Here is a 13,539-nt window from a genome sequence, read left to right as displayed (position 1 = left end):
CAAGCCCAGAGCAACAGGAGGAGTTATCCGGCTTTGTCCGGATCTCCACACGCCGGCAGGCCGCCGGCGCAGCGTGCTCACTTCCTTGCTGCCGACGGACCGGCCTCTCCTCGTTCCGCGCCATAGGTCTTCACCAGGTAATCGACGATAACGGGTATGTCCTCGTCCTTCAGCGGTGCGCCGAAAGGTGTCTTCATCTTCTTGACGGTTGCCTCCCAGTACTTGCGGGGCGAGGAAGCCGGCTGCGTCGAGACGTACTGCGCGGAATGGCAGGTCATGCAATTCTGCAATGCAAGCGCGTATCCCGGCAGGCTGCTCGGCTTGTACATTGCCGTCTCTTGAGGGAGCTTGATTTCAAGCGCCATCGCACTGGATGTCGCCGCGAAAGCAACGACGGCAGCAAGGGCGGATCGCATCTGGTTTTTTCTTTTCATGGCGCCCTCACCTGACGATCACGCGCGTGGATTCCACCACGTTGCGCATGTATCCAGCCGGATTCCAGTTCGCGGTCAGCGGCTGCGTCTCGCCGGAGCGGCTTTTCGCCCGAACGCGCAGGTCGTAATTGCCCTTCCTGGCCGGACGGAACGCAATGCTCCATTCCCGGAACGAGTACCGGCCCAGGTCCTTGCCGAGAGATGCCGCACGCCAGCTGGTGCCGCCATCGTCGGAAAATGCCACCTCCTGGATACCGTGTCCGCCGTCGAAGGCAATGCCCTTGACGACGACCTGCTGCCCCATCGGCACGATACTGTCCTGCATGTGGCTCGTGATAAAGGACCGCACATTGAATCGGCCAATGGGAACGGTGCTGGTGGGGGCGGTACCTGGAGAGACGCAGGCGCAGTCATTCGCCGGAATCCGATAGGCTGAGTTCATCCAGAATCCGTCGAACGGTTTGTCCAGCACCTGAATGTGGGACAGATGCTTGACCCAATACGTCCCGTAGTGCCCGGGCACGACCAAACGCAAGGGATAGCCGTTCAGGAATGGCAAGTCCTTGCCGTTCATCGCCCAGGCCAGCATGACCTCGCCGTCCATGGCGTGATCCAGTGTCAGCGCCTTGACGAAATCGGGTCCTGTTTCGAGCGGCGAACGATCCAGTCCATCGAAACTGACCTGGACCGCCCCGGCCCTGACACCGGCCTTTTCCAGCAATGCGCGCAGCGGAATACCGGTCCAGCGGGCATTGCCCATGGCGCCATTGCCGAGCTGCCCGCCATTGACGCGCGGGTCGAAGAACCCTCGGCTATTGCCCGAGCATTGATTGACGGCAACGAGATCGACGGGCTCGGCAATCTTGCGCAGTTCCCGCAACGACAGCTCCATGGCGTTGGCGACATGGCCATCGATCTTGAGCCGATACCTGGCGGGATCAATGTTGGTGGGAATCCCGCTCCAGTGATAACGCACGAAGAAGGCGTCATTGGGCGTGATCGCGCCCTCGCGAAACACTTCAAAAGGCGTCTCGAGCTGCGGCGGGCGGCTGGTCAGCAGAATCAGCGGCCGCTTCTGCGGAAATGCCACCAGTTCGCGCTGGCCGTTCTCGAATGGCATTTCGATGGTCCGGCTTGCGGCCAGCACCGCCGGTGCCGCCAGTCCGAGTGTTCCCTGAAGGGCGATGGCCGCGCCGCCCTTCAAGATGCTGCGACGGCCGTAATCGGCGCCGTCGGACTTATGCCGTCCCGCCATTCCTGTCTCCTGGTCTTTTGATTAATTGATGGCGAGCAGCGTAAAAGATCGGCGCTTATAAGTAAAACCGGTAAATTTGGTATCCCTTACCGGGAAATTGGATTCAAACGTGCAATCGCGGGACGCGCGACCCATATCGACGCACGCAATTCGCAGGATCCCAATGCCGGAATCGCGGCCCAATGAAACGGACAACCGACGAACGACGATGTGTGGCGACAAGAGCGTGCCGAATCACTTTGGTTGACATGCAAACCATTTCGCGGTCAAAATAGTTTGCATGCCACCCATCCCGCCTTCTCCGGCACCGAATCCGTCCGCTACCGAGCCTTCCCCCCGCCTCGGCCGCCTGATCGGCGCGGTCTATCGCCGATGGCGAAGAGCCGTCGACCAGAGCTTTCGCGAGCTGGGCCTGACCGATGCGTCCCGCGCGCCGTTGGTGGCGCTCTATGAATCCCCGGCGCCGAGCATGCGCCAGGGCGAGCTCGCCGACCTGCTGGCGCTCGACAAGTCGTCGTTGGTCAGGGTGCTGTCGCAGTTGCGCGAGATGGGGTTGGTCGAATGGGAAGCGGACGAGGCCGATCGGCGCGCCAAGAGCATTCGGCTGACGGCGTCAGGCCGCGCCATGGCCAGGCGCATGCTGAGAAAAAGCCTGGAAATCGAGGCGCAGATCCTCGAAGCGCTCTCCCCCGAAGAATTGCAGACCACCCGCTCCGCCCTAGAGAAAATCGCACGCCGCCTGACCGAAGTCTGAGGCGGCCCCCATCATGCAGTCCTCCCAACAAGCGATTTACCCTTCCGTCCGCGCTCCGATGTGGTTGCTGGTGCTGGTGACGCTCAGCGGCACCATGGCGATGCACATCTTCGTGCCGGCGCTGCCGTTGGCCGGCACGGACCTGCAGGCCAGTGCCGCCGGCATGCAGCAGACCATCACCTACTACGTATTGGGACTGGCCTTCGGCCAACTGATCTACGGGCCGGTATCGGACACGATCGGGCGACGCCCCACGCTGCTGATCGGGCTGGGCCTGTACCTGGTCGCCAGCATCCTCGCCCTGTTTGCGACGTCGCTGACCTGGCTGCTGTTTGCGCGGCTGGCGCAGGCGCTCGGTGGCGCGGCGGGCATCACGCTGGGCCGGTCGATCGTGCGCGACACCGCCGCACCCGGGCGCGTCACCAGCGATCTGGCGCTGCTGAACCTGCTGACGCTGGTGGGCCCCGGCCTGTCGCCGGTCGTGGGATCGTTTCTGGCCGATCAGTTCGGCTGGCGCGCGATCTATGTCTTTCTGGTCGGCATCGCCGCCTTGATGGTGTATTGCGCCTGGCGCCTGCTGCCGGAAACGAATCCGGAGCGCCGAACGCTGGAGGTGTTCACGATCGCGCGGGATTATGGCCGCCTGCTGCGCCACCGGCGCTATCTCGGCTTCATGCTGGGCGGATCCTGTTCGACCACCGCGCTCTACCCGTATCTGGCGACCTCGCCGTACATCGTCCATGAGCAATTGGGCCTGCCGGTCTGGCAGATCGGCTGGTTCGCCACGGTGACGATCGTTGGCGCCAGCCTTGGAACGATGATCACGAAGCGATTGGCGGGCCAGGTTCGGCCGGAGGTCTTCCTGAATGCCGGCGCGGGCCTGAGCCTGTCGATGGCGTCGGCACTGTTGCTGGTGCAGATCGGCGGCTGGCTGACCGCGCCGCTGCTGATCGCGGTCACCTTCATGCTCACGGTCGGCGCGGGCCTGGCCAGCCCGGCGGCATTGTCGCGTTCGATCTCGGCCGTTCCCGGCCTGACCGGCGCGGCGGCCGGCCTGTACGGCTGCGGACAAATGGCAATCGGCGCGCTGGGCACCAAGCTGGTGGGATACGGCACGACGCCCGCGACGGCCTGCGCGGTGGTTCAGATCCTGATCACCGGCACGGCGTTGGGCGCGTATCGGGTCGCGGCGCGAGCAAAGAGCGTCTGATCGCGCATCGCACTGGCTGCGGCCGGCAGTCCGGCGCCATTCGGCCGAACTCCAAAGCCGGTCAGACGTTGCCCGATACCACAAGTCTCGCATTCCGCGTACAAGGAATGGCGCGCGCCAAATCGCGCAACCAACCTTGTGGAGGGCCTCTTGCAATGGATTGCAGACCACAGCCAGTTGATCTCCGCGCTCACGGGTGTCGGCACCCTGCTGGTATGGGTCATCTACCTGCAGGTATTCGTCAGTAGTTACCGGCGGCAGCTTCGTGCCACGCTGCTGATCACGCGCGGCCCCGGAGACGGGCTCGCCGCGCGCTGTTTCGTGACGAACATGAGCTCCGGCCCGGTTTATGTGCAGAGCGTGATCGTCGCACTGGAAACGCCCGGCGGAATGGTGGTGATGCCTGCGACCGAGACGCAGGACGCCGAACAGCAGGCCTACTCGCGGCCATTGGAGAGAACGCGGCAAGGACCGCTGCAGCCGGCGGCGATTCGGGACATCGGCTCGTTCGAGCATCTGATGTCGCCCGCATTGCAGGAGGCCCGGCCCGAGACGGTCCAGGCCGTGACAATCGTCGTCCTTGGGGTCTATGGCACCGAGGACTTGCCGATCGGCGCGCGGCGCCGCTTCGTCGTGACGCCATCGGGCGCCCGGCTTCGCCTGCACGGCGCGACGCTCGACACGGAACAGATCAGGAAGAAGAGCGAGCGCCGAAAGTTGCTGGCCGATCTGCAGCGCGATCAGTAGATGACTACTCCGCCGCGATCTTCATCGTCTTGATATCCCGTTCCCAGCGCATCAGCTCGTCGTTGATGCGCGCGCGGAATGCCGCGGGCGTGCTGCTCTCCGGTTCGACGCCCTGCTGCGCCAGCGCCGCCACCACGTCGGGCCTGGCCAGCGCCTTGGCCGTTTCGCGCGCCAATTGCTCGATGATGGCCGGGTCGGTGCCGCCGGTGGTGAACAGCCCGTACCAGCTGGAGAAGTCGTAGCCCGGCACACCGGCTTCGGCCATGGTCGGCACATTCGGCAGCGAGGGAATGCGCTTCTTCGTGGTGACCGCCAGGATCTTCGCCTTGCCGGTCTTCAGTGCGGCCATGGCGACCGGGACCGAGCCGAACACCATGTCGACGTTGCCCGCGTACAGGTCGTTCATCGCCGGGCCGTTGCCCTTGTACGGGATGTGCAGCAGGTCGATGCCGCCGAGCTTTTCCATCAGCGCGCCGGATACATGCAGCGTGGTGCCATTGCCCGACGAGCCGTAGGTATAGGCGCCCGGTTTCTGCTTCGCGCCGGCGAGCAGCTCCTTGACGTTGTTGAACGGCAGGCCGGTCCTGACCATCAGCACGTTGGCCGCCTCGGCGACCAGCGACACCGGCGCCAGGCCGGTGCGCGGGTCGTAGGGCATCTTGCGGGTCAGGGCCGGCATGATGGTCTGCGCGCCGGCGCTGCCGAGCAGCAGCGTGTAGCCGTCCGGTGTCGCCTTGGCGACCATGTCGGAGCCGATCAGGCCGCCGGCGCCGCCGCGGTTCTCGACCACGACGGACTGGCCCATGCTCTGCTGCAGTTCCTTGGCCAGGATGCGGGCGATGGTGTCGTTCGCCCCGCCCGCCGCAAAGGCCACCACCATGCGAATCGGCTTGGACGGGTATTTGTCCGCGGCGACAGTCAGCGAAGGCATGGCGCACAACGCGGCGAGGGCGAACAAGGTACGACGGCGAACGGTATGGCGGACGGCGGGCATGACGGGTTTCTCCTCCTGATGGTCGCCCGATCTTAATGGCCGCCTCAAATAAAGAAAATTAAGACTTTATTTGCCGTCTCAAAAGAAAAACTTAAGACCGCTATCCACCGCTATTCGCCGCGATGGCTTGTCCCGCCGATGCACTCGGCTGGGGAACATTGCCCCGCGCCGGTGCCTCCGCCGCGCTCGTCCTGTCGCTCGACCACCCACCGCCGAGTGCCCGGAACAGCGACGCCAGCGCGCTCTGCCGCTGTGCGGCCACCTCGATCAACGCGGTCTGCGCGGCATAGTGGCTGCGCTGCGCCTCCAGGTAGCGCAGATGGTCGTCCACGCCGGCGCGGTAACGCGCCTCCGACAGCCGCAGCGTCTGTTCGCTGGTCTGCGCGACGGCACGGCGGGCGATCTCTTCGCGGCGAAGCGTATCGGTGGCCGCGAGCGCGTCCGAGACTTCGCGGAACGCGGTCTGGATCGTCTTCTCGTAGTTCGCCACGGCGATGTCCTTGCGCACATGGGCGAGATCCAGGTTGGCGAGATTGCGCCCGCCGGAGAAGATCGGCAGTGTCAGCTGCGGGGCGAACGACCATACCGTCTGGCCCGCGCCGAACAGGTTGGACAGCTCGCCGCTGGCGCTGCCGAACATGCCGGTCAACGTGATGCGCGGGAAGAACGCCGCGCGCGCCGCGCCGATGTCGGCATGGCGCCCGCGCAGCCGCTGCTCCGCGGCCAGGATGTCGGGCCGATGGATCAGCAGTTCGGACGGCGTGCCGGGCGCCAGCGTCTGCACCAGCAGCACATCGTCGCGCGGCGCCTGCGGCAACTGCGCGGCAATGTCCGGCACGCCGACCAGCAGCGCGAGCGCATTGGTGGCCTGGCGGAACTCCCGGTCGGTGCGTTCGAGGTCGGCACGCGCCTGGTCGGTCAGGCCGCTCGCCTCGTAGAAGTCCAGCGCGGTAGCGGTGCCGGCCTGGCGGCGCTGCGCGATCAGCCGCAGCGACGATTCGCGCGTCTGCAGCGTCTGCGTGGTCAGCAGATGGCGCCGCTGCGCGCTGTCCCGCGCCAGATACGCCTGGATGACCTCCGCCACCAGGCTGATGCGCGCGCTGCGCGCGGCCGCCTCGGTCGCGAAGTACTCCTGCAGCGCCGCTTCGGAAAGATTGCGCACGCGCCCGAACAGGTCCAGCTCGAATGCCGGCACGGCAATACCGGCCTGCACGGTCTGCTGGACCGAGCCCATGCCCGGCTGGCGCAGGTCTTCCGCAATCCGCTGCCGGCTGCCGCCCGCCTCCGCCTGCAGGCCCGGCACACGGTCGGCGCGTTGCACGCGATACATCGCCCGCGCCGCGTCGATATTGAGCACCGCCTGCCGCAGGTCGCGGTTGTTCGCGAGCGCGAGCGCCACCAGCTCGCGCAGCTTGTCGTCGACGATGAAGCTGTCCCACTGCAGCACGGCCGCCGATGACGGCGCGGTCCGCGTATCGTCGGCCGCCATCCCGCTCGCCTGTCCGGACGTCCATTGCGTGGGAACCGGCGCCGCCGGCCGCTCGTAGACCGGCGCAAGCGAGCAGCCCGCGAGGACGGCACCCGCGCCCAGCAGCAGGCACGGCAGCGTCATCCGGGATCGAATCGATTTCATTGCGCGCCCTCCGTCGGCGTCGTTGCAGTCGTCGTGGTCGCAGTCGGCGTGTTGGTACGTGCGCTGTCCCGGTAGCGCTTGAAGCGCGACAGCACCCAGACGAAGAAGACCGGGGCGAACACCACGCCCAGCGTGGTCGCCGTCAGCATGCCGCCGATCACGCCGGTGCCGATGGCACGCTGGCTGGCCGCGCCCGCGCCGGTGGCGATGGCCAGCGGCACGACGCCGAGGATGAAGGCCATCGAAGTCATCACGATCGGGCGGAAACGCAGCCGCGACGCCTCGAGGGCCGCGTCGATCAGCGGCATCCCCTGCTCGCGCAGCGACTTGGCGAATTCGACGATCAGGATCGCGTTCTTGGCCGCCAGACCGATGATCGTGATCAGCCCCACCTTGAAATAGACGTCGTTCGGCATGCCGACGGCATTGACGGCCAGTACCGAGCCCAGCGCACCGATCGGCACGATCAGCATCACGGCCCCGGCGATCGCCCAGCTCTCGTACAGCGCCACCAGCAGCAGGAAGACCACCAGGAAGGACAGCCCCAGCAACAGCGGTGCCTGCGCGCCGGCCTGCCGCTCCTGATACGACAGCCCGGTCCATTCGTAGCCGATGCCCGCCGGCAGCGTGGCGGCGATCCGTTCGATCTCGGCCATGGCCTCGCCGGTACTGAAACCGGGCGCGGCGTCGCCGATGATCTTGATCGTCGGATAGCCGTTGTAGCGCGACACCTGCACCGGGCCGATCTCCCACTCCGGCGTGGCGAACGCGCTCAGCGGCACCTGCTCGCCGCGCACGTTGGGCACGTTCAGCGACAGCAGCGCTTCGGGCGTCATGCGGTCGCGCACGTCGGCCTGCACCACCACCCGCTGCAGGCGGCCGACGTTGGCGAAGTCGGCCACGGTCGCGGAACCATAGGCGCTGGAGAGCGCGGTGTTGATCGCCTCGAAGCCGACGCCCAGCGCCTCGGCCTTGTCGCGGTCGATATCGAGCCGCAGCTGCGGCGCGTCCTCCAGGCCTTCCATCATCGCGTACGCCAGCACCGGCGACGTGTTGGCCTGCTTCAGCAGCGCATCGCGCGCCGCCACCAGCGCGGCGCGCCCGAGGCCGCCGCGATCCTGCAGACGCAGCGCAAAGCCGCTGGCATTGCCCAGCCCTTCGATCGGCGGCGGATCGACCGCCATCACGCGCGCCTCCTTCAGTCCCGCGAACTGCGCGTTGAAGGCCGCGACCTCGTCGCTGGCATGCTGGCCGCTGCCGCGCTCGGACCAGTCGGTCAGCGTCGGAAAGCCCAGCGCCGCGTTCTGGCCGCTGCCCGAGAAGCTGAAGCCCAGCACCATCGTGGTCGATTCCATCGCCTTGCGGCCGAGCAGCCAGCTCTCCAGCTCCTTGACGACGGCCTCGGTGCGCTGGTTGGTCGCGCCCGGCGGCAGCTGCACGTCGACGACGAAGTAGCCCTGGTCCTCGATCGGCACGAACGATTCCGGCAGCCTCGTGTACAGCAGCGCCAGCAGCGCGACCACCATGCCGTAGACGATCATGCAGCGGCCGGCCCGGCGCAGCAGTTTCGCGTTCAGCGCGGTGAACCGCTCGGTCAGCCGGCCAAACCTGCGGTTGAACCAGCCGAAGAAGCCGCGCTTCTCTTCATGGTGACCTTGCGGGATCGGCTTGAGCAGCGTCGCGCAGAGCGCGGGCGTCAGCGTCAGCGCAAGGAAGCCGGAGAACAGGATCGACACGGCGAGCGACAGCGAGAACTGCCGGTAGATCACGCCGACCGATCCGGACATGAAGGCCAGCGGGAAGAACACCGCGGCCAGCACCAGCGTGATGCCGATGATGGCGCCCGACACTTGGCTCATCGCCTTGGCGGTCGCCTCCACGGGCCCCAACCCTTCCTCGGCCATGATCCGCTCGACGTTCTCCACCACCACGATGGCGTCGTCGACCAGGATGCCGATCGCCAGCACCATGCCGAACATCGTCATCATGTTGACCGAGAAGCCGATCGCGTACATCACGGCAAGCGTGCCGGCCAGGCACACCGGCACGACGATGGTTGGAATCAGCGTGTAGCGCAGGTTCTGCAGGAACAGCAGCATCACCAGGAACACCAGCACCACCGCTTCCACCAGCGTATGGATGACCTTCTCGATCGCGACTTCGACGAAGCGCGATGTGTCGTACGGCACCGAATATTCGATGTCGTCGGGGAAGGACTTCGACAGCTCTTCCAGCTTGGCGCGCACCGCACGGGCAGTTTCCAGCGCGTTCGCGCCCGGGCGCAGCTGCACCGCGGCACCGACCGCGCGCTTGCCGCTGGTCAGCATGTCGAAGTTGTAGTCCTGCAGGCCGACCTCGAGCCGCGCGACGTCGGCGAGCGTCACCTTGGAACCGTCGGGATTGGCGCGCAGCACGATGGCGCCGAACTCGTCGGTGGTCGTCAGCATGCCCTTGACCGCGATGGTCGCGCTCAGCTCCTGGTCCGCGCTGCCGGGCGGGCTGCCGAAGCTGCCGGCCGGCACCTGCACGTTCTGCGCGGCGATCGCCTCGTTGACGTCGGCAACGGACAGCCCGTAGCCGAGCAGCTTCTGCGGATCGATCCACACGCGCATCGCCGCTTCGGCGCCGAAGAACTGGACCTTGCCGACGCCCGGCACACGCCGGATCTCGTTGTTGATCCGGCGCGCCGCATAGTCGGCCAGCGTGACCATGTCCTTGCCCGCGTCGTCTCCCTTGAAGTTGATCGAATAGACCATCAGGAAGCCCGCGCTGACCTGCTCGGTACGCAGGCCCTGGCGCGTGACGGCGGCCGGCAGGCGCGCTTCGGCCTGCTTGATGCGGTTCTGCACGTCGACCTGCGCCAGGTCGGGATCGACGCCGGGCGCGAACGTTACGGTGATTTCCGCGATGCCGGCGGAGCTGCTGGACGAGTCGTAGTACAGCATCCCCTTGGCGCCGTTGAGCTCCTCCTCGATGACGCTGGTCACCGAATCGACCAGCGTGGTCGCGGACGCGCCCGGGTACATCGCCGAAATTGCGATCTGCGGCGGCGCGACGGTCGGATATTGCGAGACCGGCAGGGACGGCATGGCGAGCAGTCCCGCCAGCACGATGAAGATCGCCAGTACCCAGGCGAAGTTGGGCCGATGAATGAAGAATCTTGGCAGCATGATTTGTTATTCAGTGGCGCGGCGCCTGCGCGCCTAGCCTCGTTCCGCCGGAGGACTGTTCGAGGGCGCGGCCTCGCGCTCATGACCGGCCTGGCCGCCCTGGCCGCCCTGGCCGGCTTGCCCGGCCGCCTGCCTGGCCGGCGCCGCCGGGGCGATGGTGACCTTCTGCCCGGGGCTTGCGTCGCCGCCGACCACAATGCGCTCGCCCGGCTTCACGCCCTCGAGGATTTGCCACTCGGCGCCCTGCATGGGGCCGGTACGAACCTGCCGGGTCTCGGCCACGTCGCCCTTGCCCACCACCAGCAGCTGCGCCTTGCCATCGGGATTGCGCCGCACCGCCCGCTGCGGCACCAGCATCGCCGCGGGATCGATCGCGTGCGTGACATGCACGCGCACATACATCCCGGGCAGCAGCAGGCTGTCGGCGTTGGGCAATTGGCCGCGCAGCGACACCTGTCCGGTCCCGCGGTCGACGGAAATGTCCGAGAACAGCAGCCGCCCTTCGCGCTTCTTGTCGGTGCCTTCGATGGTCGCCACGATCGGAACGCCGCCTTCCGGCGCCTGCTGCAAGCGGCCCTGCTCCAGCGCCTCGCGCATGCGAAGGACGTCGGCGACCGGCTGCTTGAAGTCGACATAGACCGGGTCGAGCTGCTGGATGGTCGCCATCGGCGTCGCCTCGCCCTGCCCGACCAGCGCCCCTTCCGTGACCAGCGCGCGGCCGATCCGGCCGGAAATCGGCGCTCGCACCGTCGCGTATTCCAGGTTCAGGCGCGCGGTCTTGACTTCCGCGGCTGCGCTGCGGCGCGCGGCCTGCGCGCTCTTCAGCGTGGCCTGCGCCGCATCGAAATCCTGCCGGCTGACCGCCTCGATCTCGACCAGCGGGGCATAGCGGCGCACCACCGCATCGGCGTCGGCCAGCGCGGCTTCCGCGCGCGCAAGCTCGCCCTCGGCGCGCGACAGCGCCGCCTGCAACGGCGCGGGATCGATCTGGAACAGCGCATCGCCCGCCTTGACGTCGCTGCCTTCCTTGAAGTTGCGCTTGAGCACGATGCCGGCGACCCGCGCCCGCACCTCGGCGACACGAACCGGTTCGATGCGGCCGGGCAGCTCGCTGCTGACCGCCATCGGCCTGGGCTGCAACGTCAGCACCTCGACTGAGGGAGCCGCCGGCGCGGCCGGCTGTTCCGCATTGCCGCATGCCGCCGTGACGATGACCGCCGCCGCCATGGTCAGCGCGCGCCACCCCCGCTTTGGAAAGTGCTTCATGTCTACCTTCTCGAATGTTCGGCAAAGGAGCGCATGGTACGCGCATTCATCATATGAATCAATAAAGATTCATATGGTGTGGTGGAAGTCGTTTTTGCCGGATAATCCGGGTCGCAGGCGCAACGCGTTACCCCGCAAAAGCCACATAAAGTGCTTCTTGAGATACAAAACATGGATTTCACCCTGTCATGACGGCTGTCACTGCATCGAATGAAGACCACAGCCGCCTTCTCGCCGCCCTGGCACTGGCGCTCGTCGACCAGCCTCGCGGCACCCTGCAGGACCTGGCCAAGGCCGTCGGCATCAGCAAGGCGACGCTGTACCGGTTCTGCCGGACACGGGACGAACTGATTTCCCGCCTGATCGACCACTGTGTCCGCGTGCTGGCCAACGTCATCCAGTCCGCCGGATTGGACGATCCCTCTCCCCTTGACGCACTGCGGCGCCTGAATGCGAACATGGTCGAACAACGGGAGGTGGCGGCGTTCCTGATCTATTACTGGCGCGAGGTCGTTTCCGGCGTCTCGTCGGATTGGCAGACCGACTGGGAGGGCAAGCTGGACGCCTTCTTTCTGCGCGGCCAGCAGCAGGGCGTCTTTCGTATCGACATCACTGCGCAGGCGCTGACGGAAATCTGGGCGTCGGTGCTGATCGGCCTGCTCGACGGAGAACGGCGCGGACGCATCGCGCGAGCCGGCCTGGCGGGGCTGGCGGAGCGCGCCTTCCTGCAGGGAGCGGGGGCGAGGCCCGCCTGATGGCGCAAGGCCGTTGGGGCAAGCGGGTTGCTCCAACGGCCGGTTTCAGCGCCCGGCATGACATCGATCGAGCTACGTAGCTCCAGCGGCTACGCGCCGCAGAATCCCGGCAGTCCGATCTGCGATCCTGCCAGCGCGCCGTTCAGCACCAGCATCAGCCTGGCCGACGCGTAGAGGCCAAGGCCAAATACGCCGTGCGTGACGACGCTGCGCAAGCGCGCGACGCCGGGCTTTGGCGTACGGCGGGCCGCAATGCCGGCGCCCATGCCGGGCTGCATCAGCAGGAAGGGAAACACCACACTGGCGAGCCCCACGATCAGCGCGGGGCCGATGGTCGGACGGCAGGCCCACTGCGGCCCCCATACCGCCAGCAGCACCGCCGCGAACGCGATGCCGGTCACGTAGTGCGCGGTCCAGCCGATCAGGCGTTCGGCCGGAATCGCCGGCGCCTGTCCGATGGCCTCGTGGCGGAAGCGGCCGCGTGGCATGTGGCCGAGCCAGCGGCCGACCATGCCGTAATCCAGCGGCTTCATGCCGAGCCAGTGCTTTTGCGCGAGGCCCCAGAGATCCATCGCCAGCGTTGCGCCGGCGCCGATGGCCACGGCCAGTAGCAGCAAACGGGCAGCGTCATGCATGGGCACCCTCCTCATTCATCGTCGGCTCCTCGCAGTTGCATTCCAGGTCCATGGAAGCCATCATGGCACTTCAAGTCAACTTGAAGTCAAGGGCCGCGGAGATGGACATTGCCGAAGTGGCGCAACGATCTGGCGTTCCCGCCTCCACGCTGCGCTTCTATGAGGAAAAGGGACTGATCGTGTCGGTCGGCAGGCGCGGATTGCGGCGCGTGTTCGAGCCGGCCGTGCTGGACCGGCTGGCGCTGATCGCGCTCGGGCAGGCGGCGGGCTTTTCGCTGGACGAGATCGGGTTGATGTTTGCCAGCGACGGCCGGCCGCGCATCGACCGCGCGCGGCTTTCCGCCAAGGCCGACGAACTGGACCGGACGATCCGCCGGCTGACGGCGATGCGGGACGGGCTGCGGCATGCCGCGGTCTGCCCGGCGCCGAGCCATCTGGAGTGTCCGACGTTCCGGCGCATGCTGCGCGCCGCGGCGGCGGGCGCGCTGGGAAGCGGCACGGCGACAGGCGCGGCGCGCGCGAGGCCCGTCGCTATCCGTTCCGGGTCCGGCAAATCGCGGACAGATAACGCGCGTCCCGATAATGCGCGTACTGCTGGGGCGCGTACTGCTGGCGCGCGTACTGATCAGCCGCGCACAGCCAAGGCACGTCCAGATAAGGCTCGCACAGACACGGGCCGCACAAGC

The 13,539-nt window shown here is 66.8% G+C and carries 11 protein-coding genes and 1 pseudogene; 5 read left to right on the top strand and 7 right to left on the bottom strand.

Features of this window, described 5'->3' with window-relative positions; all coding sequences use genetic code 11:
• Window positions 1-77: 77 nt before the first annotated feature.
• Together sorB and sorA are read right to left on the bottom strand one after the other, a co-directional pair.
• Window positions 78-434, bottom strand: coding sequence for a SorB family sulfite dehydrogenase c-type cytochrome subunit (gene sorB, locus F1599_RS17785; RefSeq protein ID WP_149315898.1), 357 nt, complete (start codon window positions 432-434; stop codon window positions 78-80).
• A gap of 7 nt (window positions 435-441) precedes the next feature.
• Window positions 442-1,689: a SorA family sulfite dehydrogenase catalytic subunit gene (sorA, locus tag F1599_RS17780; RefSeq protein ID WP_150083955.1), complete on the bottom strand. Its 1,248-nt coding sequence runs from the start codon at window positions 1,687-1,689 to the stop codon at window positions 442-444.
• Between the two features lie 280 nt (window positions 1,690-1,969).
• Between sorA and F1599_RS17775 the strand changes: the two genes are divergently transcribed.
• The 3 genes from F1599_RS17775 (at window position 1,970) to F1599_RS17765 (ending at window position 4,400) form a co-directional block, all read left to right on the top strand.
• Window positions 1,970-2,443 (top strand): MarR family winged helix-turn-helix transcriptional regulator, encoded by a 474-nt coding sequence (locus F1599_RS17775; protein WP_149315900.1) that lies wholly within the window; start codon window positions 1,970-1,972, stop codon window positions 2,441-2,443.
• Between the two features lie 58 nt (window positions 2,444-2,501).
• A complete protein-coding gene (locus F1599_RS17770; RefSeq protein ID WP_150083954.1) occupies window positions 2,502-3,653 on the top strand; it encodes a multidrug effflux MFS transporter in 1,152 nt (383 codons plus the stop codon).
• A 150-nt stretch (window positions 3,654-3,803) separates the two neighbouring features.
• On the top strand, window positions 3,804-4,400 hold the full coding sequence (locus F1599_RS17765) for a hypothetical protein (protein WP_150083953.1): 597 nt from the start codon (window positions 3,804-3,806) through the stop codon (window positions 4,398-4,400).
• 4 nt (window positions 4,401-4,404) lie between these two features.
• On the opposite strand, the gene F1599_RS17760 is transcribed toward F1599_RS17765, so the two are convergent.
• The 4 genes from F1599_RS17760 to F1599_RS17745 all read right to left on the bottom strand — a co-directional run bounded on the left by F1599_RS17760 (window position 4,405) and on the right by F1599_RS17745 (window position 11,463).
• Window positions 4,405-5,331 (bottom strand): tripartite tricarboxylate transporter substrate binding protein, encoded by a 927-nt coding sequence (locus F1599_RS17760; protein WP_223819717.1) that lies wholly within the window; start codon window positions 5,329-5,331, stop codon window positions 4,405-4,407.
• A 163-nt stretch (window positions 5,332-5,494) separates the two neighbouring features.
• Window positions 5,495-7,027: an efflux transporter outer membrane subunit gene (locus tag F1599_RS17755; protein WP_317845753.1), complete on the bottom strand. Its 1,533-nt coding sequence runs from the start codon at window positions 7,025-7,027 to the stop codon at window positions 5,495-5,497.
• Window positions 7,024-10,194: an efflux RND transporter permease subunit gene (locus F1599_RS17750; protein ID WP_150083999.1), complete on the bottom strand. Its 3,171-nt coding sequence runs from the start codon at window positions 10,192-10,194 to the stop codon at window positions 7,024-7,026. Before F1599_RS17750 ends, F1599_RS17755 begins: the two co-directional genes overlap by 4 nt.
• 36 nt (window positions 10,195-10,230) lie before the next feature.
• A complete protein-coding gene (locus F1599_RS17745; protein WP_223819716.1) occupies window positions 10,231-11,463 on the bottom strand; it encodes an efflux RND transporter periplasmic adaptor subunit in 1,233 nt (410 codons plus the stop codon).
• Window positions 11,464-11,651: 188 nt separating this feature from the next.
• Between F1599_RS17745 and F1599_RS17740 the strand changes: the two genes are divergently transcribed.
• On the top strand, window positions 11,652-12,218 hold the full coding sequence (locus F1599_RS17740; RefSeq protein WP_149315907.1) for a TetR/AcrR family transcriptional regulator: 567 nt from the start codon (window positions 11,652-11,654) through the stop codon (window positions 12,216-12,218).
• An 89-nt stretch (window positions 12,219-12,307) separates the two neighbouring features.
• Here the strand turns inward: F1599_RS17740 and F1599_RS17735 are convergent, their stop codons facing one another.
• A complete protein-coding gene (locus F1599_RS17735; protein WP_150083952.1) occupies window positions 12,308-12,853 on the bottom strand; it encodes a DUF2938 domain-containing protein in 546 nt (181 codons plus the stop codon).
• A gap of 101 nt (window positions 12,854-12,954) precedes the next feature.
• Between F1599_RS17735 and F1599_RS17730 the strand changes: the two are divergent.
• Window positions 12,955-13,344: pseudogene (locus F1599_RS17730) on the top strand (helix-turn-helix domain-containing protein); the annotation flags it as partial.
• Window positions 13,345-13,539: the final 195 nt, after the last annotated feature.

Source organism: Cupriavidus cauae, from assembly GCF_008632125.1.
Classification (GTDB): Bacteria; Pseudomonadota; Gammaproteobacteria; order Burkholderiales; family Burkholderiaceae; genus Cupriavidus; species Cupriavidus cauae.
The sequence above is the reverse complement of the archived record's forward strand: the minus strand, read 5'-3'. Positions and strand labels throughout refer to the sequence as shown.